General features: G+C 70.0%; 17 protein-coding genes and 1 pseudogene. 14 read left to right on the forward strand and 4 right to left on the reverse strand.

Annotated elements, in window-relative coordinates:
- Window positions 1-17 precede the first annotated feature (17 nt).
- On the reverse strand, window positions 18-1,043 hold the full coding sequence (locus ABZS64_RS17690; RefSeq protein ID WP_355829858.1) for an adenosine deaminase: 1,026 nt from the start codon (window positions 1,041-1,043) through the stop codon (window positions 18-20).
- A 112-nt stretch (window positions 1,044-1,155) separates the two neighbouring features.
- On the opposite strand from ABZS64_RS17690, the gene ABZS64_RS17695 reads away from it, so the two are divergent.
- On the forward strand, window positions 1,156-1,866 hold the full coding sequence (locus ABZS64_RS17695; RefSeq protein WP_355829861.1) for a DUF4190 domain-containing protein: 711 nt from the start codon (window positions 1,156-1,158) through the stop codon (window positions 1,864-1,866).
- Between the two features lie 127 nt (window positions 1,867-1,993).
- Here ABZS64_RS17695 and ABZS64_RS17700 read toward each other — a convergent pair whose 3' ends face one another.
- On the reverse strand, window positions 1,994-2,542 hold the full coding sequence (locus ABZS64_RS17700) for an NADAR family protein (protein WP_355829863.1): 549 nt from the start codon (window positions 2,540-2,542) through the stop codon (window positions 1,994-1,996).
- Window positions 2,543-2,717: 175 nt separating this feature from the next.
- Here ABZS64_RS17700 and ABZS64_RS17705 point away from each other — a divergent pair, with 175 nt between their 5' ends.
- The 8 genes and pseudogenes from ABZS64_RS17705 to ABZS64_RS17740 all read left to right on the forward strand — a co-directional run bounded on the left by ABZS64_RS17705 (window position 2,718) and on the right by ABZS64_RS17740 (window position 12,373).
- Entirely contained in the window at window positions 2,718-4,232 is a 1,515-nt protein-coding gene (locus tag ABZS64_RS17705; protein WP_355829865.1) for a gamma-aminobutyraldehyde dehydrogenase, read from the forward strand.
- A 55-nt stretch (window positions 4,233-4,287) separates the two neighbouring features.
- Complete coding sequence (locus ABZS64_RS17710) at window positions 4,288-5,535, forward strand: spermidine/putrescine ABC transporter substrate-binding protein (RefSeq protein ID WP_355829868.1); 1,248 nt, start codon at window positions 4,288-4,290, stop codon at window positions 5,533-5,535.
- A gap of 39 nt (window positions 5,536-5,574) precedes the next feature.
- Window positions 5,575-6,744 carry an ABC transporter ATP-binding protein gene (locus ABZS64_RS17715; protein ID WP_355829871.1) on the forward strand — a complete coding sequence of 390 codons (1,170 nt, stop codon included), beginning with the start codon at window positions 5,575-5,577 and terminating at the stop codon, window positions 6,742-6,744.
- Window positions 6,741-7,676: an ABC transporter permease gene (locus ABZS64_RS17720; RefSeq protein ID WP_355829874.1), complete on the forward strand. Its 936-nt coding sequence runs from the start codon at window positions 6,741-6,743 to the stop codon at window positions 7,674-7,676. The genes ABZS64_RS17715 and ABZS64_RS17720 overlap by 4 nt, the downstream gene beginning before the upstream one ends.
- The gene (locus ABZS64_RS17725; RefSeq protein WP_355829877.1) at window positions 7,676-8,473 is read left to right on the forward strand and encodes an ABC transporter permease; all 798 of its coding nucleotides are present in this window, start codon (window positions 7,676-7,678) and stop codon (window positions 8,471-8,473) included. The genes ABZS64_RS17720 and ABZS64_RS17725 overlap by 1 nt, the downstream gene beginning before the upstream one ends.
- A 19-nt stretch (window positions 8,474-8,492) precedes the next feature.
- Window positions 8,493-9,905, forward strand: coding sequence for an FAD-binding oxidoreductase (locus tag ABZS64_RS17730; RefSeq protein ID WP_355829880.1), 1,413 nt, complete (start codon window positions 8,493-8,495; stop codon window positions 9,903-9,905).
- 113 nt (window positions 9,906-10,018) lie between these two features.
- Window positions 10,019-10,476, forward strand: a pseudogene (locus ABZS64_RS17735) (hypothetical protein).
- A 94-nt stretch (window positions 10,477-10,570) separates the two neighbouring features.
- The gene (locus ABZS64_RS17740) at window positions 10,571-12,373 is read left to right on the forward strand and encodes a glycoside hydrolase family 18 protein (RefSeq protein ID WP_355829882.1); all 1,803 of its coding nucleotides are present in this window, start codon (window positions 10,571-10,573) and stop codon (window positions 12,371-12,373) included.
- Here the strand turns inward: ABZS64_RS17740 and ABZS64_RS17745 are convergent.
- A complete protein-coding gene (locus tag ABZS64_RS17745; protein WP_355829885.1) occupies window positions 12,309-13,115 on the reverse strand; it encodes a phosphatase PAP2 family protein in 807 nt (268 codons plus the stop codon). The two genes, ABZS64_RS17740 and ABZS64_RS17745, sit on opposite strands and share 65 nt — an antisense overlap.
- Before the next feature lie 124 nt (window positions 13,116-13,239).
- Window positions 13,240-14,574 (reverse strand): 4-aminobutyrate--2-oxoglutarate transaminase, encoded by a 1,335-nt coding sequence (gene gabT, locus ABZS64_RS17750; protein ID WP_355829887.1) that lies wholly within the window; start codon window positions 14,572-14,574, stop codon window positions 13,240-13,242.
- A 273-nt stretch (window positions 14,575-14,847) separates the two neighbouring features.
- On the opposite strand from gabT, the gene ABZS64_RS17755 reads away from it, so the two are divergent.
- From ABZS64_RS17755 to ABZS64_RS17775, 5 genes are all read left to right on the forward strand, one after another.
- Window positions 14,848-16,953: an ATP-binding protein gene (locus tag ABZS64_RS17755; RefSeq protein WP_355829889.1), complete on the forward strand. Its 2,106-nt coding sequence runs from the start codon at window positions 14,848-14,850 to the stop codon at window positions 16,951-16,953.
- Window positions 16,954-17,047: 94 nt separating this feature from the next.
- Window positions 17,048-18,613: a PucR family transcriptional regulator gene (locus ABZS64_RS17760; protein WP_355829892.1), complete on the forward strand. Its 1,566-nt coding sequence runs from the start codon at window positions 17,048-17,050 to the stop codon at window positions 18,611-18,613.
- Between the two features lie 193 nt (window positions 18,614-18,806).
- Complete coding sequence (locus ABZS64_RS17765; RefSeq protein WP_355830011.1) at window positions 18,807-19,688, forward strand: EamA family transporter; 882 nt, start codon at window positions 18,807-18,809, stop codon at window positions 19,686-19,688.
- 245 nt (window positions 19,689-19,933) lie between these two features.
- Window positions 19,934-21,379, forward strand: a complete 1,446-nt coding sequence (locus ABZS64_RS17770; RefSeq protein WP_355829895.1) for an aldehyde dehydrogenase family protein — start codon at window positions 19,934-19,936, stop codon at window positions 21,377-21,379.
- 208 nt (window positions 21,380-21,587) lie between these two features.
- Entirely contained in the window at window positions 21,588-23,537 is a 1,950-nt protein-coding gene (locus ABZS64_RS17775) for an acyl-CoA dehydrogenase family protein (protein WP_355829898.1), read from the forward strand.
- The last annotated feature ends 127 nt before the right edge of the window (window positions 23,538-23,664 follow it).

Here is a 23,664-nt window from a genome sequence, read left to right on the forward strand (position 1 = left end):
CCCATTGTCGGGGTCGGTCAGCGCGTGAGCCAGGCGGCGGTGTACGTGTCGATCTCGGCCGCGATCCGTGCCTTGCCCGCCGGGTCGAGGAAGGAGGCCTCCACGGCGTTCTTGGCGAGGTCGGCGAGACCGCGCTCGTCCAGCCGCAGCAGCCGGGCTGCGACCGCGTACTCGTTGTTCAGGTCGGTGCCGAACATCGGCGGGTCGTCGCTGTTGATCGTCACCAGCACACCGGCCGCGACCATCTCCTTGATGGGGTGCTCGTCGAGGTCGGCGACGGCGCGCGTGGCGATGTTCGAGGTCGGGCAGACCTCCAGCGCGATCCGGTTCTCCGCGAGGTGGGCGAGCAGCTTCGGGTCCTGCGTCGAGCTGGTGCCGTGGCCGATGCGCTCGGCGCGCAGGTCGTTCAGCGCGTCCCAGACCGTCTGCGGGCCCGTCGTCTCACCGGCGTGCGGTACGGAGTGCAGTCCCGCCGCGATCGCACGGTCGAAGTACGGCTTGAACTGCGGCCGCGGCACACCGATCTCCGGGCCGCCGAGCCCGAAGGAGACCAGGCCTTCCGGGTGCAGGTCCACGGCGAGCCGCGCGGTCTCCTCGGCCGCTTCGAGCCCGGCCTCGCCGGGGATGTCGAAGCACCAGCGCAGTACGACACCGAGCTCGGCCTCGGCCGCACTGCGGGCGTCCTCGATCGCCGCCATGAACGCCTTCTCGTCGATCCCGCGGCGGGTCGAGCTGAAGGGCGTGATGGTCAGCTCCGCGTAGCGGATGTTCTGGCGGGCCATGTCACGGGCCACCTCGAAGGTGAGCAGCCGTACATCCTCCGGCGTGCGGATCAGGTCCACGACCGAGAGATAGACCTCGATGAAGTGCGCGAAGTCGGTGAAGGTGAAGTAGTCGGCGAGCGCCTCGGGGTCGGTGGGGACCTTCGAGTCGGGGTGGCGGGCGGCCAGTTCGGCGACGATGCGCGGCGAGGCCGAGCCGACGTGGTGCACATGCAGTTCGGCCTTGGGGAGCCCCGCGATGAAGGGGTGCAGATCGGTCATCGGGGTCCTCCGTGTTCAATGCGCCGCTCGGGTCAGGGATCATCGTAGGGGGCCCGGCCGAGGACAGGTTGAGGGGCCGTAGCATGACGGCGAACCACGATGGGGGAGAACCATGTCTGACTACCAGGCCCAGCCGCCGGGCGGGCCCGAGCCCCGCGACCGCGACCCGTGGGCTCCGCCGGAGAGCAGTGCGGCACAGAACAAGGTGCCGCTGGACAAGCCAGCCGCGCAGCAGCCGCCGACCTCGCCGGTGCACGACCAGCAGACGGTCACGTCGATGCCGGGTGTCGGTCCGGTTCCCGACGCGGGCACCGTGCCGCCGCCCCCGATAGCCCCGGGCGGACCGGCCCAGCCCACCGCGGGTCCCTACGGCTACCCCGCCGCCCCGAGCTTCCCGCAGCCCGGCGCCGGCACCGGCACCGGCGATCCGTACGGCGGCTACCCCGGATACCCGGGCTACCAGAACTTCGGCCAGCCGGGCTGGCAGTCCCAGCCGGCGAACGGCATGGGCATCACCGCGATGGTGCTCGGCATCCTCTCCGTCTGCCTGTTCTGCCTGTACGGCATCGTGTCGATCGTCCTCGGAGTGCTCGCCCTGATCTTCGGCATCCTGGGCCGCAAGCGCGCCCAGCGCGGCGAGGCGACCAACGCCGGCATGGCACTCGCGGGCATCATCACCGGCTCCATCGGCATCGTGCTCGGGCTGGTCGTCGCGGGCCTGATGGCCTGGGGCATCACCGAGGCGATCAAGGACGGGCACAACAACGACGACGGGTACGACGACTACTCGAACACCCTGGTGCTCGACGACGTAGCCCGCTAGCCGGCCAGGCTCCGAAGCGCGGAGTCCGAAGCGCGGAGTCCGAAGCGCGGAGTCCGAAGCGCGGAGTCCTGGGCGCGGGCTCCGGAGTTCCGGGGACTGGGCCCGGGGTCCGGCGGCAGAGCCCCTGCTACGGGGCCGCCCGCAGCTCCTCCCGCGCCTCCATCAGCGCGAACCCCAGCAGATTGAGCCCGCGCCAGCGCGCGGGATCCTGCGCCCGCTCGTCGTCCGCGGCCAGCCCGATGCCCCACACTCGGTCGAGCGGGCTGGCCTCCACGAGCACCCGGTCCCCCGTGCCCAGCAGATAGTCGCGCAGCTCGGCATGCTGAGCGAACTTGTGCACACTGCCCGAGCGCACGATCGCGAACCGCTCGCGGTCCCATATCGCGTCGTCGAATCCGCGCACCAGCCGCCCGGCCCGCTTCGCCGCCGCAGGGCTGGTGGCCGCGAGGGCTTGCCGCTCGGCTTCCGCGTCGCCGAAGAGCCGTGCCTTTCCCGCCATCATCCAGTGCTCCGCCGTGGCATACCGAACGCCCTCGACCACGAAGGGTGACGGCCACCACTGGCTGAGGCAGCTCGGGCCGATGCTCCCGTCCCGGCGCGGCGCATGCCCCCAGAAGTGCAAGTACTTGATTCGCTTCTCATCGCTGACCTGCTGGATCAGCTCTTCCATCCCCATGCACGCGAGTCTGGCAGCCACCACTGACACTCCGTACGGGTATTTGCCGCCCGACCCGACACATGGTCGACCGATTCCGTCGCGTAACCAAAAGGCAACAACGGAATCACTTGTTGGGGGATGGTTGCTCTGTCAGGATCGGCACTCAATTCGAGCTGGAACAACGGAGAGCTTCATGGGCAACCGCTTCCAGGTGCAGGACCGCTACGCGGACGGCGCACAGTACATCGACGGGCAGCTGCGGCCCGGCACCTCAGGACGTACGCAGGACATCGTGAACCCGGCCACCGGCGAGACGGTCCACAGCTATGAGGCGGCCGGGACCGCCGACGTCGACGCGGCCGTCGCCGCCGCCCGCGCGGCCTTCCCCGGCTGGGCGGGCGCGACCCCGGGCGAGCGCTCCGACGCACTGCACCGCTTCGCCTCCGTCCTCTCGGACCAGGCCGCCGACTTCGCGTACGCCGAATCCCTCCAGTGCGGCAAGCCGATACGGCTCACCACCGAGTTCGACGTCCCGGGCACAGTCGACAACACCGCCTTCTTCGCCGGGGCCGCCCGTCATCTCCAGGGGCAGTCGGCCGGTGAGTACAGCGGCGACCACACCTCGTACGTACGCAGGGAACCGATCGGCGTCGTCGGCTCCATCGCGCCCTGGAACTACCCGCTCCAGATGGCCGCCTGGAAGGTCCTCCCGGCCATCGCCGCAGGTAACACGATCGTGCTCAAGCCCGCCGAGATCACCCCGCTGACCTCGCTGATGTTCGCCGAGGCTGCGAAGACGGCCGGGATCCCCGACGGCGTCGTCAACATCATCAACGGCACGGGCAAGGAGGCGGGCGAGCATCTCGTCGGCCACCCCGATGTCGCGATGACGTCCTTCACCGGCTCCACCCCGGTCGGCAGGCGCGTGGCCGAGATCGCCACCGCCACTGTCAAGCGCCTCCATCTGGAGCTCGGCGGCAAGGCCCCCTTCGTGGTCTTCGACGACGCCGACCTCGAGGCCGCGGTCCACGGCGCGGTCGCGGGCTCGCTCATCAACTCCGGGCAGGACTGCACGGCCGCCACCCGCGCCTATGTCCAGCGGCCGCTGTACGACGCCTTCGTCAGCGGTGTCGCCGATCTGATGGCGAGTGTCCGCCTCGGCGACCCCCTGGACCCGGCCACCGACCTCGGCCCGCTCGTCTCGCACCTCCAGCGCGACCGCGTCGCCGGCTTCGTCGACCGGGCCCGCGCCTACGCCACCGTCGTCACCGGCGGCGAAGCCCCGGGCGGCGAACTGGAGAAGGGCGCGTACTACCGGCCCACCCTCGTCGCGGGCGCCGCGCAGGACAGCGAGATCGTCCAGTCCGAGATCTTCGGCCCGGTCCTCGCCGTCCTCCCCTTCGACTCCGACGACGAAGGCATCGCGCTGGCCAACGACACCCCCTACGGCCTCGCGGCCTCCGCCTGGAGCCGCGACGTGTTCCGCGCGAACCGTGCGACCCGCGAGATCAAGGCCGGATGCGTCTGGGTCAACGACCACATTCCGATCATCAGCGAGATGCCCCATGGCGGATACAAGGCCTCAGGCTTCGGCAAGGACATGTCGGCGTATTCCTTCGAGGAGTACACGCAGGTCAAGCACGTGATGTACGACAACACCGCGGTAGCCAGGAAGGACTGGCACCGCACCATCTTCGGGGACCGATAGCCAGCCCAGCCCAGCGCCGCACCACCGGCGGCACCATCCCGAAAGGGCACAGCGCATGGATCAGCACGAGCCGGACGTCCTGTCCGAGGCCCAACTGGCGGCGATGCAACGGAGCATCACCAGCGGCCGGGGCGCCCTCACCCGGCGCTCGATGCTGCGCGCCGGCGGAATCGGCGCGCTCACCATAGGCGGCCTCGCCTCCCTGAGCGCCTGCGGCATCCCGCCCGCCAAGCGGGAAGGGGGCGCACAGGTCTCGAACGACCACTCCGACCAGGAGAAGCAGATCAACTTCTCCAACTGGACCGAGTACATGGACGTCAGCGAGGACGAGAAGAGCCGTCCTACGCTCAACCAGTTCACGCGGCGTAGCGGAATCAAGGTCAAGTACACCGAGGACATCAACGACAACGTCGAGTTCTTCGGCAAGATCCAGCCGCAGCTCGCCGCGGGCCAGGACACCGGCCGCGACCTGATCTGCGTCACCGACTGGCTGGCCGCCCGGATGATCCGGCTCGGCTGGGTGCAGAAGCTCGACGCATCGCTGCTGCCGCACGCGTATGCCAATCTCTCCGCGCAGTTCCGCAGCCCCGACTGGGACCCGGGGCGCGCCTACTCCTACCCCTGGACCGGCATCTCGACCGTCATCGCCTACAACGTCAAGGCGACCGGCGGGAAGAAGGTCGACTCCGTCACGCAGCTCCTCGACGACCCCACGCTCAAGGGCCGGGTCGGCTTCCTCACCGAGATGCGCGACAGCGTCGGCATGACGCTGCTCGACCTCGGCAAGGACCCGTCGAACTTCACCGACGCCGACTACGACGCGGCGATCGGACGGCTCCAGAAGGGCGTCGACAAGAAGCAGATCCGGCGCTTCACGGGCAACGACTACACCTCGGACCTGGACAAGGGCGACATCGCAGCCTGTCTTGCCTGGGCCGGGGACATCATTCAGCTGCAGGCCGACAACCCTGACATCAAGTACGCGATCCCGGCGGCCGGTTACATCACCTCCAGCGACAATCTGCTGGTCCCGGCCAACGCCAGGCACCAGAAGAACGCCACCCGGCTGATCGACTACTACTACGAGCTTCCCGTCGCCGCCCAGCTCGCCGCGTACATCAACTACGTGTGCCCGGTCGAGGGCGTCGCCGCCGAACTCACCAAGATCGACAAGTCGCTTGCCGAGAACACGCTGATCCTCCCGGACAAGGCCATGGCCGCCAAGTCCCACGCCTTCCGCTCGCTCAGCAGCAAGGAAGAGAAGGCGTACGAAGAGAAGTTCGCCAAGCTCATAGGCGCCTGACCATTCCTGCTCCCCTCGACACCACTGGGACCGCGACCCATGACTGAAAAGACAGAGGGCGGCGATGTCCGCCTCTCCGGGATCAGTAAGACCTTCGGCTCGTTCACGGCCGTCCAACCGCTCGACCTGACCGTCCCGCAGGGCTCGTTCTTCGCTCTGCTCGGCGCTTCCGGCTGCGGAAAGACCACCACCCTGCGGATGATCGCCGGTCTTGAGGACCCGAGCACCGGAACGGTGTTCCTCGGCGACAAGGACGTCACCGGCCTGCCGCCGTACAAACGCCCCGTCAACACGGTCTTCCAGAGCTACGCGCTCTTCCCGCACCTCGACATCTACGAGAACGTCGCCTTCGGACTGCGCAGGCGCGGCATCAAGTCGGTGAAGAAGCAGGTCGGCGACATGCTCGACCTCGTGGAGCTCGGCGACTTCGCCAAGCGCAAGCCGCACCAGCTCTCCGGCGGCCAGCAGCAGCGTGTCGCCGTGGCCCGCGCGCTCATCAACCACCCCCAGGTGCTGCTCCTCGACGAGCCGCTCGGCGCCCTCGACCTCAAGCTGCGCCGTCAGATGCAACTGGAGCTAAAGCGCATCCAGACCGAGGTCGGCATCACCTTCGTGCATGTCACCCACGACCAGGAGGAGGCCATGACCATGGCCGACACGGTCGCGGTGATGAACGGCGGACGGGTCGAGCAGCTCGGAGCGCCCGCCGAGCTCTACGAGAACCCGCAGACCACCTTTGTCGCCAACTTCCTCGGCACCTCCAACCTCATCGAGGCCGAGGTCGCGTCCAACAGCGGCGGCGAGGTCGTCGTCACGGCCGCCGACGCCAAGCTGCGGCTTCCCGCCGAGCGCTGCGCCACCCAGCCCCGCACCGGCGGGAAGCTGCTGGTCGGCGTCCGCCCGGAGAAGATCTCGCTGGCACACGCGGACGACACGGGCACGATCAACGACGGCCGCAACCGCATACCCGGCACGATCGCCGACTCCAGCTTCATCGGTGTCTCCACGCAGTTCATCATCGACAGCCCGGTCTGTCCGGACCTCGAGGTGTACGTCCAGAACATCGAGCGGGACCCGCGCCTGGTGCCGGGCGCCGAGGTCGTTCTGCACTGGAACCCGGAGCACACCTTCGGCCTCGACGCCGCCCAGGCTGTAGATGCCGGAAAGATGGGCGACGCCGGTGTGGAGACGGTGGAGGAGACGCCATGACCGTCACCGAGGCACCGCCCGCCTCGCCCGCCCCCGGGCCGGTCGAGCCGGTCGTCCACAAGCAGTCCGTGCGCCGCAAACTGGTCCCGTACTGGCTGCTGCTGCCCGGCATACTGTGGCTGGTCGTCTTCTTCGCGCTGCCGATGGTCTACCAGGCATCGACATCCGTGCAGACGGGCTCCCTCGAAGAGGGCTTCAAGGTCACCTGGCATTTCCAGACCTACTGGGACGCGCTGAGCGAGTACTACCCGCAGTTCCTGCGCTCGGTGCTCTACGCCGGCTCGGCCACGATCCTGTGTCTGCTGCTCGGCTACCCGCTCGCGTATCTGATCGCGTTCAAGGCGGGCCGCTGGCGCAATCTGCTGCTCGTACTGGTCATCGCGCCGTTCTTCACCAGCTTCCTGATCCGCACGCTCGCCTGGAAGACGATCCTCGCGGACGGCGGCCCGGTGGTGAACGTGCTGGACGGCGTCGGCTTCCTCGACGTCACCAGCTGGCTGGGGATGACCGAAGGGAACCGGCTGCTCGCCACCCCGCTCGCGGTGGTCTGCGGTCTCACGTACAACTTCCTGCCGTTCATGGTGCTTCCGCTGTACACCTCGCTGGAGCGGATCGACCCGCGGCTCCACGAGGCTGCGGGAGACCTGTACGCGAAGGGGTCCACCACCTTCCGCAAGGTGACCTTCCCGCTGTCCATGCCGGGCGTCGTCTCCGGCACGCTGCTCACCTTCATCCCGGCCAGCGGCGACTACGTGAATGCCGAACTGCTCGGCTCCACCGACACCAAGATGGTCGGCAACGTCATCCAGTCGCAGTTCCTGAGAGTGCTCGACTACCCGACAGCGGCCGCGCTTTCGTTCATTCTCATGGCGGTCGTGCTGATCATGGTCACCGTCTACATCCGCCGGGCCGGAACGGAGGACCTGGTCTGATGCGTTGGATAAGGCACAACCTCGTGGTCATCGCGGGGCTGCTCACGCTCGCGTACATGATCCTGCCGAACATCGTCGTGATGGTGTTCTCGTTCAACAAGCCCGCCGGGCGGTTCAACTACTCCTGGCAGGAGTTCTCCCTCGACGCCTGGAAGGACCCGTGCGGAGTCGCCGACATGTGCGGCTCGCTCACCCTCTCCCTCCAGATCGCGTTCTGGGCCACCATCGGCGCGACCGTCCTCGGCTCGATGATCGCCTTCGCGCTGGTCCGCTACCGCTTCCGGGCGCGCGGCGCGATCAACTCGCTGATCTTCCTGCCGATGGCCATGCCCGAGGTCGTCATGGCCGCCTCCCTGCTCACCCTCTTCCTCAACCTGGGTGCGCAGCTGGGCTTCTGGACCATCCTCATCGCGCACACCATGTTCTGCCTCAGCTTCGTGGTGGTCGCGGTCAAGGCGCGTGTGCTGTCGATGGACCCGCGACTGGAGGAAGCCGCACGCGATCTCTACGCGGGACCCGTGCAGACCTTCGTACGGGTCACGCTGCCGATCGCCGCCCCCGGCATCGCGGCCGGCGCGATGCTCGCCTTCGCGCTCTCGTTCGACGATTTCATCATCACCAACTTCAACTCCGGCAACACCGTCACCTTCCCCATGTTCGTGTGGGGCTCGGCCCAGCGCGGCACGCCCGTCCAGATCAACGTCATCGGCACAGCGATGTTCGCCATCGCGGTGCTGATCGTGGCCGGTGGCCAGATCATCAGCGGCCGGCGGAAGAACAGCGCACTGTCCAAGTAGCTCCGAAGGAGTGGAAACCATGGCCCCAGCTGCCATGACCTTTGCCTCATCACTCTCCGACGCCCAGCCCCTCTCCTATTGGCTGGACGACCCCGCGAAGCCCGGCGCACTGCCGGCACTGACCGGCGACGAACACTGCGACCTCCTCGTCGTCGGCGGCGGATACAGCGGACTGTGGACCGCGCTGCTCGCCAAGGAGCGAAACCCCGGGCGGGACGTCGTACTGATCGAGGGGCGCGAGGTGGGCTGGGCCGCCTCGGGCCGCAACGGCGGCTTCTGCGCCGCATCCCTCACCCACGGCTTCGGCAACGGACTCGCCCGCTGGCCGGGGGACATGGTGAAGCTGGAGGAGCTCGGCGAACGCAATCTCGACGCCATCGAGGCCGCGGTCGAGAGGTACTCCATCGACTGCGACTTCGAGCGCACCGGTGAGATCGACGTCGCCACCGAGCCCCACCAGCTCGAAGAGCTCCGGGAGATGTACGAGGAGGCGACACGGCTCGGCTTCACCGGCCTCGAACTCCTCGACCAGGACGCGGTAAGGGCCGAGGTGAACTCCCCGACCTTCCTCGGCGGCCTGTGGGACCGGCGCGGTGTCGCGATGCTGCACCCCGCCCGGCTCGCCTGGGGTCTCAAGCAGGCGTGCCAGGACCTCGGCGTCCGGATCTACGAGAACACCACCGGCCGGCAACTCGCCTCGTCCGGCGCGGGGATGGCGGTCCGCACCCCCTACGGCCGCGTCTTCGCACGCCATGTCGCGCTCGGCACGAATGTCTTCCCGTCCCTGGTCAAGCGGGTGCGCTCGTACACCGTCCCGGTCTACGACTACGCCCTGATGACCGAACCGCTCAGCCCTGAGCAGCTCTCCGCGATCGGCTGGAAGCGACGGCAGGGACTCGGCGACAGCGCCAACCAGTTCCACTACTTCCGGATCACCGCAGACCACCGCATCCTCTGGGGCGGTTACGACGCGATCTATCCGTACGGCGGCAAGGTCAGCGCCGAGATGGACCACCGGCCCGAGACCTATCTGAAGCTCGCGGAGCACTTCTTCCGCTGCTTTCCGCAGCTGGAGGGGCTGCGCTTCAGCCATGCCTGGGGCGGTGCCATCGACACCTGTTCGCGCTTCTCGGCCTTCTTCGGGACCGCCCACGGCGGCAAGGTCGCCTACGCCGCCGGGTACACGGGTCTGGGCGTCGGCGCGACCCGCTTCGGCGCGGACGTCATGCTCGATCTCCTCTCCGGCGAGCCGACCGAGCGCACGGAGCTGGAGATGGTGCGCAGCAAGCCGCTGCCGTTCCCGCCCGAGCCGGTCGCGTGGGCCGGTATCGGTCTCACCAAATGGGCGCTGGCCAGGGCTGACGCCAATGGCGGCCGTCGCAATGTGTGGCTGAAGGCGATGGACAGGCTCGGCCTGGGCTTCGACAGCTAGAAGTTACGCAGTTCACTGCCAACTGGTAGTCAGAACCCGCGTAATCCTTCGCGCCCACCCCGCTCTCCCCGAGTGAACGCACCGTCTGCGTACACGGAATGGAGGCCGGGGCAATGACTGGCTCGGGGGCCAAGACCGCGGTGGAGTGGCTGGCGTCGGTGGCACCGGACCCGGACGCCTGCCGGTGGGAGTGGGAGCGCAACCCCCTCGGGGTCGCGCTCCTGCCCGCCGGCCGGCGCTGGGACGTGCTGATCCTGCCGGGCGAACTGGGCTATCCGACTCTCGACGTACTGACCCGGCTGGTCGACCGGCCGGGACCGGTGCTCGCCGACTTCGGCGATGCGCGCATGGGTTTCTTCGTACCGCCGGGCACGGCCGGACGCTGGGTCGGCACGGGCGTACGCAGCGCGGGCCTGGGCACCTGATCGTCGTCCCGTACCCGGGACGGGCCGGTGGAGTCGCGCGCTGGCTGATCGCCCCTGACGGCTCCGGCACGCTCAACGATCCCTCGCTGCTGGAGCTGGCGATGCACGAGGCGGCGGCGGGAATCGCGCGCGACGCGGGGGAGTGAGGGGCCCGGGCGCTGCCAGAGGTCTTGACAACCACATTGGTCTGGACCATGTTGAGCGCGCTCCCCCTCAATCCCCCCATGCCCGGAGGCAGTTGTGGACCGCACCAGACTCTTGGCCGCCCTTTCGGCGGCCGCCCTCGCCATCAGCGGACTCGTTGCCACGGCGACCTCGGCCGGAGCGGCCGACACCGAACTCGCGCGCAACGGCGGCTTCGAGACGGGTCTCGACGGCTGGAGCTGTACGGCGGGCAGCGGCGTTGTCGTCAACTCACCGGTCCACGGCGGAAGTTCCGCACTCAAGGCCACACCTGCGGGCAGTGACAACGCCAAGTGCAGCCAGACCGTCACGGTCAAGCCCAACTCCGACTACACGCTCAGCGGCTGGGTCCAGGGCAGCTATGTCTACCTCGGCGCATCCGGCACCGGCACGACCGACGTCTCCACCTGGACGGCTTCCGCGCCGAGCTGGCAGAAGCTCTCGACGACCTTCCGCACGGGCGCGTCGACCACCTCGGTGACGATCTACACCCACGGCTGGTACGGCACCCCCGCCTACACCGCCGACGACATCTCCCTGCTCGGCCCGGGCGGCGATCCGATCCAGATACCGGCCGCCCCCACCGGCCTGACCGCCGGATCCCCGAGCTCCACCTCAGTGCCGCTGAGCTGGTCCCCCGTCTCCGGCGCCACCGGCTACAACATCTACCGGAGCGGCACCAAGGTCCTTGCCGTCACCGGGACTTCGGCCACCGTCACCGGACTCACCGCCTCCACCTCGTACAGCTTCCAGGTCACCGCGACGAACAGCGCCGGAGAGTCCCCGAAGTCCGCCGCCGTCGGCGCGACGACCACCAGCGGCGGCGGCAACCCCGGCACCGGCCTCCCCGCCCACGCCCTCGTCGGCTATCTGCATGCCAGCTTCGCCAACGGCTCCGGCTATACGCGCATGGCGGACGTGCCCGACTCCTGGGACATCATCAACCTCGCCTTCGGCGAACCCACCTCGGTCACATCGGGCGACATCCGCTTCAGTCTCTGCCCGGCCTCCGAGTGCCCGAACGTCGAATCCCTCGCCGACTTCAAGGCCGCCATCAAGGCCAAGCAGGCGGCGGGCAAGAAGGTCCTGATCTCCATCGGCGGTGCCAACGGTCAGGTGCAGCTGTCCACCACGGCCGCCCGTGACACCTTCGTCTCCTCGGTCTCGAAGATCATCGACGAGTACGGACTCGACGGCCTGGACATCGACTTCGAGGGCCACTCCCTGTCGCTGAACACCGGCGACACGGACTTCCGCTCCCCGACCTCGCCGGTGATCGTCAATCTGATCTCGGCGGTCAAGACCCTCAAGGCGAAGTACGGCGCCGGCTTCGTGCTCACCATGGCGCCGGAGACCTTCTTCGTGCAGCTCGGCTACCAGTACTACGGCTCGGGCCCCTGGGGCGGACAGGACCCGCGGGCGGGCGCGTACCTCCCGGTCATCCACGCCCTGCGCGACGACCTCACGCTGCTGCACGTCCAGGACTACAACTCGGGCTCGATCATGGGTCTGGACAACCAGTACCACTCCATGGGCGGCGCGGACTTCCACATCGCCATGACCGACATGCTGCTGACCGGCTTCCCCGTCGCCGGCGACACCACCAAGGTCTTCCCGGCCCTGCGTCCCGATCAGGTGGCGATCGGACTGCCCGCGTCCACCCAGGCGGGCAACGGCCACACCTCGCCCGCCGAGGTGAACAAGGCGCTCGACTGCCTGACCAGGAAGACCAACTGCGGCTCGTACCAGACCCATGGCAGCTGGCCGTCCCTGCGCGGCCTCATGACCTGGTCGATCAACTGGGACCGCTACAACCAGTGGGAGTTCTCGAAGAACTTCGACGCATACCCGTGGAGCTGATCAGCAGCAGCATCACGCACAGGCACCAACTGCCCAGCACATCAAGGGGCCAGTGGTAGCCGCGCAGCACGAGGCCGATGCCCGTCGCCACCGTCAGCAGGACGGCGACGGGCATCAGCCGTACGGATACGAGCAGGGCGGCGCCGCAGTACGCCACCATCGCCGTCGCCGTGTGGCCCGACGGGTAGTAGCCGACCGCTTCGGTGAGCGGCCCCTGCCGGTCGATCAGGGCTTTCAGGGGCGAGACGAGCAGGGGAACGGCGGCCATGGCGAGCGCGGCGTACAGGGCCTCGCGGCGTCGGCGCTGCCACAGGGCGTACGCGATCGCCGCGGCCAGCACCGGCAGCGCGACCTCCATATTGCCGAGGTCCGCCATCAGATCCGTCAGCCGCCTGGGCCCGTGCCCCACGATCCTGTGCTCGATGCGTTCGTCCAGGGACCGCAGCCGTCCGCCGACGGCCACCTGCCGGGTGACCACCGCGAAGACGAGGGCGTGGAGCGCTCCGAGCGCCACAAGAGGAAAAGCCGGCCGCCTCGGAACAGGGGGGGTGGTTCCGAGGGGGCCGGCCGGACCGGTTTGCCGCGCGCCCCGGGGGGTTTGGGGCGGGCGGCCATCCGATCGGTGAGGAGTTCCGGAGCCAGAGGCTCCAGTGGTGTGCGCGAGGGCACGACCAGGACGCAGCTGGGGAGGCTCCGACCTGGGATCGCCCGCAGTCCCCTGCGAGCGGGGTGTTTCTCTCATCTGCAGAAACCGTACGGCAGGGGCCGGGGGGCCGACAGTCGGATCTCCATCCCGCCATCGGCCCCCCACAGAGTCTTCACAGGCCCCGACCGTTCGCCTCCGTCAGTCGCCGCTCCGGTGCCGGTCACACGCCCGCGAAGGCCTGCTCGATGATGTCCAGACCCTCGTTGAGCAGGTCCTCGCCGATCACCAGCGGGGGCAGGAAGCGCAGCACATTGCCGTACGTGCCACAGGTGAGGATGAGCAGACCCTCGGCGTGGCAGGCCTTGGCGAGCGCGGCGGTCGCGGCCGCGTTCGGCTCCTTGGTGTCCCGGTCCTTGACCAGCTCGATCGCGATCATGGCACCGCGGCCGCGGATGTCGCCGATGATGTCGAACTTCTCGGCCATTGCGGTGAGGCGGCCCTTCATGACCTCCTCGATGCGCTTGGCCTTGCCGTTGAGGTCGAGCTCCTTCATGGTCTCGATGGAGCCGAGCGCACCGGCGCAAGCCACCGGGTTGCCGCCGTACGTACCACCGAGGCCGCCCGCGTGCGGGGCGTCCATGATCTCGGCGCGACCGGTCACGGCGGCGAGCGGCAGACCGCCCGCGATGCCCTTGGCCGTGGTGATCAGGTCGGGGACGATGCCCTCGTCCTCACAGGCGAACCACTGGCCGGTGCGGCAGAAGCCGGACTGGATCTCGTCCGCGACGAAGACGATGCCGTTGTCCTTCGCGAACTGCGCGATGGCGGGCAGGAAGCCCTTGGCGGGCTCGATGAAGCCGCCCTCGCCGAGGACCGGCTCGATGATGATCGCGGCGACGTTGTCGGCGCCGATCTGCTTGTTGATCATGTCGATGGCCTGGGCGGACGCCTCGGCACCGGCGTTCTCGGCGCCGGTCGGCCAGCGGTAGCCGTACGCCACCGGCACCCGGTAGACCTCGGGCGCGAACGGCCCGAAGCCCTGCTTGTACGGCATGTTCTTGGAGGTCAGCGCCATCGTGAGGTTGGTGCGGCCGTGGTAGCCGTGGTCGAAGACGACGACCGCCTGGCGCTTGGTGTAGGCACGGGCGATCTTGACGGCGTTCTCGACGGCCTCGGCGCCGGAGTTGAACAGCGCGGACTTCTTCTCGTGGTCGCCCGGGGTCAGCTCGGCGAGGGCCTCGGCGACCTCCACGTACCCCTCGTACGGCGTGACCATGAAACAGGTGTGGGTGAAGTCGGCGAGCTGCGCGGAGGCACGGCGTACGACGGCCTCGGCGGAGGCGCCGACGGAGGTCACGGCGATGCCGGACCCGAAGTCGATGAGGCGGTTGCCGTCCACGTCCTCGATGACACCGCCGCCGGCGCGGGCGGTGAAGACGGGCAGCACGGACCCCACACCGCCGGCAACCGCGGCGGTACGGCGGGCCTGCAGCTCGATCGACTTGGGCCCGGGAATGGCGGTGACGACGCGGCGCTCCTGCGGGATTGCGGTCATGAGGGGCTCCTGGGGGTGCTTTGGACGCTACTTCTCTTTCTCCGCAGGCTAGGCGCGGGGGAGGGGGGCGGGCATGCGCCGTTCGGGAGTGTTGGGGGTGTGTCGTTGTCCGTGCCGGACATAGGCGGGGCGGGCGGGGACCGGTCCCGCCGGACCCCCGGCAGAGACCACACGAGCCCACACGGGGCGAGGCGAACCACTGAACTACCCACGGCGGGGCACTAGATTGACGGGTGCACAGAGCGGGCCTGGCTGGTCAGGGGGCAGCAGTTCATGGATTCCGAAGGCACATTCGACGCACGCGGCACACGGTCCAATCCCGTGCCACGGCCCGCGAGGCCACCCGTCGTGCCCGGGATCCCCGCCATCCCCGGCCACGCCCCCACCACCCGCCCCGCCGTCGTCGACTGGCTGCGCACACCCCGCCCGGCCGCCGAGCCCGGAATCTGGCGGCTCGGCCACCGCGCCCGGCCCGAGGAGGAGCCCGAGCTCGTCCCGGCCCGGCGTCTGTTCGCGGGTGCCGTCATCGCGCTGCTCAGCGGCTGGCTGCTGTGGTCACTCCTGTGGAACGGCTACCTCGGCCGCTACTGGATCTGGCCGCTGCTCGTCCTGACCCCCGACTCCTGGCGTTCCGACCCGCCCACCTGGGCGACCGCCAGCTACATCTACTACGCGATCGTCGGCGGGGCCCTGCTCGTGTTCTTCGCCCGGATCGGTCATGTGCCGGAGATCTGGCAGCGCTATGTGCGCCGTACCGACAAGCCGGTCACCGCACCACTGCCGCCCCCCGAGGCCGACCCCGCCGACTGGCCAGACCTGCGCTCAGCGGGGCTGACCGACGCGGCGCAGAGCCTCGCCGAGGCCACCCGCTCCGGCTCGCTCGGCGATGTCGACTACGCACGGATCCGGCGTGCCTGGCAGGGCGTCCACGCCCGGCCCGACCGGCTCGCCGCCTTCACCGAGACCGTGCGCAAGCACGGCGCGGCAGCCTGCGCGCATCCCTCCGGCGTACGCGATCTGCCCGTGCGCACCGCCACCCACGATCTGGCCACCGCCCAGGTCAAGATCGGCACCGCCGTCGACGACGCGCGCAACCCCTACGCCCGCCGCACCACCGGTGTCGCCCTCGAACCCGCCCTCCTCGGGACCTCCCTGCTCGCCGTCGGCCCCTCCGGGTCCGGCAAGAGCGTGCGGCTCGTGCGGCCCGTCGTCGAGTCCATGTGTCTGCTCGCGCTCGCGAACCGCGCCGCCGTCGTCGCCGTCACGGCGTACGGCACCGGGCTCGCCCCCGACGACGCCTTCGATCTCGTCATCGGTGTCGGACGGCCCGACTCCACCCACGACCTCGACCTCTACGGCGGCGCCGACGACCCCGACGAGGCCGCCCGGGTGCTCGCCGAGGCGCTCGTCGGGGATCTCGCCGCCACCCTTCCCGGCGGCGACAGCAGGCGCGCCGCCACCGCGCTGGCGCAGCTGATCGGGCCGTATCAGTGCGTCCACGGGCACTTCCCCGCCGTGCCGGAGCTGCGTGAGCTGCTCGGCGGCGCGCCCGCCGCTCTCGACGCGCTGCGCACCGCCCTGGAGGCGGCGGGCGATGCGGGAGCCGCCGCTCAGCTGCGTGAACTGGACGCCCGCGAACGGCAGTCGGCCCGCTCCGACGACATCGGCGTGCTGCTCGCCGAGCGGATCGCCTTCCTGGACCGGCCCGCGTTCGCGAGCTTCTTCCGTACCGACGGCACCGGCCGGCAGTTCTCGCTGCGCGCCATCGAGCACCCGCTGCGGGTCCGTATCGATCTGCCCGAGCGCGGCCACGCCGAGGCATCGCGGATCGTGGCGCGCCTGGTCCTCGCCCAGTTCACGGAGGCCGCGCTGACCCGCTCGGACCGCTCGCTGTTCGCCGCTCTCGTCCTCGACGACGCGACGAACACCGTGACGGCCGACTCGGTGCGCGCGGTCCAGCGGCTGCGTTCGGCCAACGCGGGCGTGCTGTTCGCGCTGCGCACCCTCGAGGACGTGCCGGAGCCCCTGCGCGGCCCGCTGCTCGGCGCGGTCGGCTGCCGGATGGCCTTCGCCGGGCTCGCCCCCTGGGACGGCGGCCGCTTCGCCGAGACCTGGGGCACCGAATGGGTGCAGACCCGGGATGTCACCAACCGGCAGATCATCTCCGACGAGCCCCTCACCAAGGCGCTGCACATGATGCGCCGCCTGGTCACCGGAAAGGCCCCCACCACCGAGGCGGTCACGGTCCGCGAGGTCGAGCGGGCCCGCTGGTCCGCATCCGACCTGGCCCACGCCGTTCCCGCAGGGCACGCGGTCCTCTCGCTGACGACCGTACGGGGCGAGCACGCACCGCCCCTTCTGGTGGATCTGCGCACCTGAGCCGAGCCCGGCACTGCTACGCCCTGGCAGAATCGATGTACGCCGTTCATACGGGACGGCGAAATCATCCACTGCTGGAAGGGCCACCGGTCCCATGCCGCCCACGCTCGCCTCGCTCGTCCAGCACTCGGCGCTCAAACTCACTGTGCGCGCCGGTGAGGACCGGCTCGAGACGCCCGTGCGCTGGGCGCATGTCAGCGAGCTCGCCGACCCCGTTCCGTACATGGAGGGCGGCGAGCTGCTGCTGGTCACGGCGATGACCCTGGACGCCGAGGACCGGGAGGCCATGCGCCGGTACGTACGCAGGCTGGTGGGCGCGGGTGTCGTCGGGCTCGGCTTCGCCGTCGGCGTCTACTACGAGGACATCCCGGACGCGCTGGTCGAGGCGGCGAAGGAGGAGGACCTTCCGCTGCTCGCCGTACCGCGGCGCACGCCGTTCCTCGCCATCAGCAAGGCGGTCTCGGCGGCGATCGCGGCCGACCAGTACCGCGCGGTCACGGCCGGTTTCGAGGCCCAGCGCGAGCTGACGCGGGCCGCACTCGCCGAGGGCCCGGCCGCTGTCGTGGCCCGGCTCGCCGCGACCGTCGACGGCTGGGCCGCGCTGTACGACGCGTCCGGCGCGGTCATCGCCGCGGCCCCGGAATGGGCCGCGCGCCGGGCGGCCCGGCTCACCGCCGACGTGGAGCGGCTGCGCGAGCGGCCCGCGCCCGCGAGCGCGGTGGTCGGCGACACCGACGACGACCGGGTCGAACTGCAGTCGCTGGGCACCGGACGGCGGGTCCGCGGCGCCCTGGCCGTGGGCACGGGAGCCCCGCTCGGCACGGCCGAGCGGTACGCCGTGCACTCCGCCGTGGCCCTGCTGACCCTCACCACGGAGCGTTCGCGATCGCTCCAGGCGGCGGAACAGCGCCTCGGCGCCGCGGTGTTGCGCATGCTGCTCTCCGGCCAGCAGGACCATGCGCGCGCCGTCGCCGGTGATCTGTACGGCGGGCTGCTCGACGCGCCGTTCCGGCTGCTGATCGCCGAGTTCGCGGGCGAGCCGGACCCGACCGCCGAGCCTCCGCTCCAGGCCTTCGCCGAATCGCTGGAGGCGGCGGCGTCACGTGCCGCGGAGCCCCTGCTCGTCGTCCCCGACATCGACGGCCGTCTCGTGGTGCTCGCGGCCGACGGCGGCGCGGTCGTCGCCGCCTGCACGGCTGCGTACGGCGACAAGGAGGCCGAGGACGCCGAGGTGGTCGTCGGGCTCTCGGCGCCGACGGGACCGATAGCGGCCGCGGGCGCGTACAAACAGGCCGAACAGGCGCTCTCGGTGGCCCGGAGGCGCGGCCGCGCGCTGGTCGAGCACGAGGAGCTGGCCGCCGGTTCGGTGCTGCCGTTGCTCGCCGACGACGCTGTGCGCGCCTTCGCGGACGGCATGCTGCGCGCGCTGTACGAGCACGACGCGACCGGCAGGGGCGATCTGGTCGCCTCGCTGCGTGCCTGGCTCTCGCGCCACGGTCAGTGGGACGCGGCGGCTGCCGACCTCGGCGTGCACCGTCATACGCTGCGCTACCGGATGCGGCGGGTCGAGGAGATCCTCGGACGCTCGCTGGACGACCCGGATGTGCGTATGGAGCTGTGGCTGGCGCTGAAGACGACGGCGGGCCCGGTCACGGAGTAGACGGCGACGGAGTAGAGGGCCGGCGCGAGAGATTCTTCCGTTTCCGTGCCCGAAGTCGGGCAAAATCATTGGAACTTGCTGGCGAAAGTGCCTAGGGTCCTGCCTCGTGGCCACCAACTCCAGCACCCCCGAGGCCGGCACCTCCGCCTCCGACACCTCCGACGCCGTTGCGGCTGGCCCGCCCCGCAGCCGGATATCCGGAGCCGTCTGGGGCGCGCTCGCGATCGTGTACGTCGTCTGGGGCTCCACCTACCTCGGCATCCGCATCGTCGTCGAGACCATGCCGCCCTTTCTCTCCGCCGGAGCCCGCTTCATCCTGGCGGGCCTGATCCTCGCCGGGCTCGTGGCCTGGCGGCAGGGGCCCTCTGCACTCAAGGTCACCCGCGTCCAGCTCGCCTCGGCCGCCGTGGTCGGCCTGATGCTTCTGCTCGGCGGCAACGGACTCGTCGTACTCGCCGAGACCTCCGTGCCCTCCGGGCTCGCCGCCCTGCTGATCGCCGTCGTGCCCGCCTGGGTGGTCGTGCTGCGCAGGGCCTTCGGCGAGCGGCCCGGCCTCGGCGCCTATCTGGGCGTGCTGCTCGGCCTCGCGGGTCTCGCGGTGCTGACCCTCCCCGGCCTCAGCGGCGACGTACGCCTGTGGGGCGTCCTCACCGTGATCGTGGCGACCGTCATGTGGTCGGTGGGCTCGTTCTCGTCCTCGCGCATCCCGATGCCCGCCAATCCCTTCGCGGCGAGCGCGTACGAGATGGTCGCGGGCGGCATCGGTTGTGCGCTGGTGGGCCTCGGCAGGGGCGAGCAGTACGGCTTCTCGCTCGGCGAGGTATCCGGCCGCTCCTGGACGGCGCTCGGCTATCTCGTCGTCTTCGGCTCGCTCGTCGCGTTCACGGCGTACGCCTGGCTGCTGCACTCAGCGCCGCTGTCCCTGGTCGCGACCTATGCGTACGTCAACCCCGTCGTCGCGGTCCTCCTCGGCTCTCTGATCCTCAACGAGCAGCTGACCTGGCCGATCGCGCTCGGCGGCGCGGTGGTCGTGGCGGGGGTCTGCCTGATCGTCTCGACGGAACGCCGCCGCTAGTTTTCCGGCCCGGCCGGCGATTGAGGCGCGGGCGAACCACGTCACCCAGTCGCAGTTCGCCCGCGACACCACCCACCGGACAGCAACCGCCAACGCCCCCTGGCCCACGCTCACCACGAACCCGTTCACTGGCCAAAGCGGCGGACACGCCGCGTCCACCACTCCACCCCGGACAAACGCCGACGCGCTCTTCCGCCCCTACCGTGGGGCAGAGACAACCCCATCTATCTCGGAAGGGCCGGGACATGACCTCCACCCACGCCTTCTGGCTCGCCGGCCGTCAGGCCACCGGCGAGACCGCCTTCGACGTCACCTCCCCCTGGGACGGACGCCTCGTCGGCCAGGTCTCGGTCCCGACCGAGGCCCAGATCGAGGAGGCCGTGGCCGCCGCGCACGCTGTGCGGGACGAGTTCGCGGCCACCCCGGCCCATGTACGCGCCGCCGCGCTCGACCATGTGTCGCGCCGGCTCGTCGAGCGCACCGAGGAGATCGCCCAGCTGATCTCCGCCGAGAACGGCAAGCCCGTGAAGTGGGCCCGCGGCGAGGTCGGCCGTGCCGTCTCCGTCTTCCGCTTCGCCGCCGAGGAGGCCCGCCGCTTCAACGGCGGCGAGGCCCAGCGCCTCGACACGGACGCCGGCGGCCAGGGCCGTCTCGCGCTGACCCGCCGCTTCCCCAAGGGCGCCGTCCTCGGTATCGCGCCGTTCAACTTCCCGCTGAACCTCTGCGCCCACAAGATCGCCCCCGCGATCGCGGTCGGTGCGCCGATCATCCTCAAGCCCGCTCCGGCCACCCCGCTCTCCGGCCTGATCATCGGCGAGCTGCTCGCCGAGACCGAGCTTCCCGCGGGCTCCTGGTCCGTGCTCCCGGTCCCGAACGACCAGATGCCCGCCCTTGTGAAGGACGAGCGCCTGCCGGTCATCTCCTTCACCGGCTCCGACAAGGTCGGCTACGCGATCATGGACTCGGTGCCGCGCAAGCACTGCACCCTGGAGCTGGGCGGCAACGGCGCGGCCGTCGTCCTCGGCGACTGGGCGAGCGAGCAGGATCTGGACTGGGCGGCGACCCGTATCGCCACCTTCTCCAACTACCAGGGCGGCCAGTCCTGCATCTCCGTGCAGCGTGTGATCGCCGACGCCGCGGTGTACGACCGGCTGCTGCCGAAGATCGTCGCGGCCGTCGAGACCCAGGTCACCGGCGACCCGTCCGACTCCGCCACCGACGTCGGCCCGCTGGTCAGCGAGGACGCCGCCAAGCGCGTCGAGTCCTGGGTCGACGAGGCGGTGCAGGCGGGCGCGAAGCTGCTCGCCGGCGGCAAGCGCGACGGTGCCTCTTACGCGCCGACCGTCCTCACCGACGTCCCCGCGGACACCACGCTGGCCTGCGAGGAGGTCTTCGGACCCGTCCTGACGGTCACGAAGGTCGACGGCGAGGCCGAGGCCTTCGGCGCGGTCAACGACTCCAAGTACGGCCTGCAGGCAGGTGTGTTCACACACGACGTGCAGACCGCCTTCCGCGCCCACCGTGCCCTCGAGGTCGGCGGCGTGATCATCGGCGACGTCCCCTCGTACCGCGCGGACCAGATGCCGTACGGCGGCGCCAAGCAGTCCGGCGTGGGCCGCGAGGGCGTGCGCTACGCGATGGACGACTACACGTACGAGCGGGTGCTTGTCCTCACGGGCCTCGCGCTGTAACCCGTACGCGTACAAGACCGACGGCCGGAGCCCACTGTGCGGGGGCTCCGGCCGTTGCCGTTCTGGCGGGCAGTTCCCTCCACTGCGGTACTGAGACTGGTGGACGGGTGAGGAATCGGGTACTACGGACGAGTAGCACCGGTCGGTAAAGGCGATCCCCGCCCCGGCCGACGCCCCCGGATTCCCGACTCGCGGCGAGGTGAGCCTCATGTCCGCACCACTCGACAAGACCCAGTCCCAGCCCCACTCCCAGCCTCCGAAGGTCAGTGAGCGCGAAGCACGACAGGTCGCCGAGGCCGCACGCGAACAGGACTGGCGCAAGCCGAGCTTCGCCAAGGAGCTGTTCCTCGGCCGCTTCCGGCTCGATCTGATCCATCCGCATCCCACGCCCCCCGAGGAGGACACCCGGCGGGGCGAGGCATTCCTCGCCAAACTGCGCGACTTCTGCGAGACGAAGATCGACGGGGCGCTGATCGAGCGCGAGGCGCGGATCCCCGACGAGGTGATCAACGGGCTCAAGGAGCTCGGCGCGCTCGGCATGAAGATCGACACGAAGTACGGCGGTCTCGGCCTCACCCAGGTGTACTACAACAAGGCGCTGGCCCTTGCCGGGTCCGCCAGTCCCGCCATCGGCGTGCTGCTCTCTGCGCACCAGTCGATCGGCGTACCGCAGCCGCTGAAGATGTTCGGCACCCCGGAACAGAAGGAGCGGTTCCTCCCCCGCTGCGCCCGCACCGACATCTCCGCCTTCCTGCTCACCGAGCCCGACGTCGGCTCCGACCCGGCACGCCTGGCGACCACGGCCGTGCCCGACGGGGACTCGTACGTCCTCGACGGGGTCAAGCTCTGGACCACCAACGGCGTCGTCGCCGACCTGCTGGTCGTCATGGCCCGGGTGCCGAAGAGCGAGGGACACAAGGGCGGCATCACCGCGTTCGTAGTCGAGGCCGGCTCGGAGGGCATCACCGTCGAGAACCGCAACTCCTTCATGGGGCTGCGCGGCATCGAGAACGGCCTGACCCGCTTCCACCAGGTCCGGGTCCCCGCCGAGAACCGCATCGGCCCCGAGGGCGCCGGCCTCAAGATCGCCCTCACCACGCTCAACACGGGCCGCCTCTCGCTGCCCGCCTCCTGCGTCGCGGCCGGCAAGTGGGCCCTGAAAATCGCCCGAGAGTGGTCCGTGGCGCGCGAGCAGTGGGGCAAGCCGATCGCCAAGCACGAAGCGGTCGGCACCAAGATCTCCTTCATCGCGGCGACCACCTTCGCCCTGGAAGCGGTGCTCGACCTGTCCAGCCAGATGGCCGACGAGGACCGCAATGACATCCGTATCGAGGGCGCGCTGGCCAAGCTCTTCGCCTCTGAGATGGGCTGGGTCATCGCCGACGAACTGGTCCAGATCCGCGGCGGCCGCGGCTTCGAGACGGCGGACTCGCTGGCGGCGCGCGGCGAACGCGCCGTACCGGCCGAGCAGATCCTGCGCGATCTGCGCATCAACCGCATCTTCGAGGGCTCGACCGAGATCATGCACCTGCTGATCGCCCGCGAGGCGGTCGACGCCCACCTGGCCGTGGCCGGGGACATCATCGACCCCGACAAGCCCCTGTCGGCCAAGGCGAAGGCGGGCGCGCGCGCCGGTGGGTTCTACGCCCGCTGGCTGCCCAAGCTGGTGACAGGGCCGGGTCAACTCCCGCGCTCGTACTCCGAGTTCGGCGATCTCGCGACTCATCTGCGCTACGTCGAGCGCTCGTCCCGCAAGCTGGCCCGCTCCACGTTCTACGCCATGTCGCGCTGGCAGGGCCGGATGGAGACCAAGCAGGCCTTCCTCGGCCGGATCGTCGACATCGGCGCCGAGCTGTTCGCGATGAGCGCGGCCTGCGTACGGGCGGAACTGCTGAGCACCACCGGGGACCACGGCCGCGAGGCGCACCAACTGGCCGACGCCTTCTGCCGCCAGTCCCGCATCCGCGTCGAGGAGCTCTTCACGCGCCTGTGGTCCAACACCGACGACCTGGACCGCAAGGTCGTGGACGGCGTCCTGTCCGGTACGTACACCTGGCTCGAACAGGGCATCGTCGATCCGAGCGGCGAGGGCCCCTGGATCGCCGACGCGACCCCGGGCCCGTCCGAGCGGACCAACGTCCACCGCCCGATCCGCTGAGCAAAGAGAGGCACGCACTCGACCGCTCCGGCACCCCTGCCCCACAATCGACCTCTGATCACGGATCACGGTCAACACGGAAACGGGGCAGGGATGTTCGGGGCAGGGAATCGGAGTGTCCGACAGC

The organism is Streptomyces sp. NPDC005408 (assembly GCF_040606445.1).
GTDB lineage: Bacteria > Actinomycetota > Actinomycetes > Streptomycetales > Streptomycetaceae > Streptomyces.

Excerpts from the sequence above, each read along its gene's own strand:
- ABZS64_RS17690 (WP_355829858.1), bottom strand. The coding sequence starts at position 1,043 with ATGACCGATCTGCACCCCTTCATCGCGGGGCTCCCCAAGGCCGAACTG.
- ABZS64_RS17695 (WP_355829861.1), top strand. The coding sequence starts at position 1,156 with ATGTCTGACTACCAGGCCCAGCCGCCGGGCGGGCCCGAGCCCCGCGAC.
- ABZS64_RS17700 (WP_355829863.1), bottom strand. The coding sequence starts at position 2,542 with ATGGGGATGGAAGAGCTGATCCAGCAGGTCAGCGATGAGAAGCGAATC.
- ABZS64_RS17705 (WP_355829865.1), top strand. The coding sequence starts at position 2,718 with ATGGGCAACCGCTTCCAGGTGCAGGACCGCTACGCGGACGGCGCACAG.
- ABZS64_RS17710 (WP_355829868.1), top strand. The coding sequence starts at position 4,288 with ATGGATCAGCACGAGCCGGACGTCCTGTCCGAGGCCCAACTGGCGGCG.
- ABZS64_RS17715 (WP_355829871.1), top strand. The coding sequence starts at position 5,575 with ATGACTGAAAAGACAGAGGGCGGCGATGTCCGCCTCTCCGGGATCAGT.
- ABZS64_RS17720 (WP_355829874.1), top strand. The coding sequence starts at position 6,741 with ATGACCGTCACCGAGGCACCGCCCGCCTCGCCCGCCCCCGGGCCGGTC.
- ABZS64_RS17725 (WP_355829877.1), top strand. The coding sequence starts at position 7,676 with ATGCGTTGGATAAGGCACAACCTCGTGGTCATCGCGGGGCTGCTCACG.
- ABZS64_RS17730 (WP_355829880.1), top strand. The coding sequence starts at position 8,493 with ATGGCCCCAGCTGCCATGACCTTTGCCTCATCACTCTCCGACGCCCAG.
- ABZS64_RS17745 (WP_355829885.1), bottom strand. The coding sequence starts at position 13,115 with ATGAGAGAAACACCCCGCTCGCAGGGGACTGCGGGCGATCCCAGGTCG.
- gabT (WP_355829887.1), bottom strand. The coding sequence starts at position 14,574 with ATGACCGCAATCCCGCAGGAGCGCCGCGTCGTCACCGCCATTCCCGGG.
- ABZS64_RS17755 (WP_355829889.1), top strand. The coding sequence starts at position 14,848 with ATGGATTCCGAAGGCACATTCGACGCACGCGGCACACGGTCCAATCCC.
- ABZS64_RS17760 (WP_355829892.1), top strand. The coding sequence starts at position 17,048 with ATGCCGCCCACGCTCGCCTCGCTCGTCCAGCACTCGGCGCTCAAACTC.
- ABZS64_RS17770 (WP_355829895.1), top strand. The coding sequence starts at position 19,934 with ATGACCTCCACCCACGCCTTCTGGCTCGCCGGCCGTCAGGCCACCGGC.
- ABZS64_RS17775 (WP_355829898.1), top strand. The coding sequence starts at position 21,588 with ATGTCCGCACCACTCGACAAGACCCAGTCCCAGCCCCACTCCCAGCCT.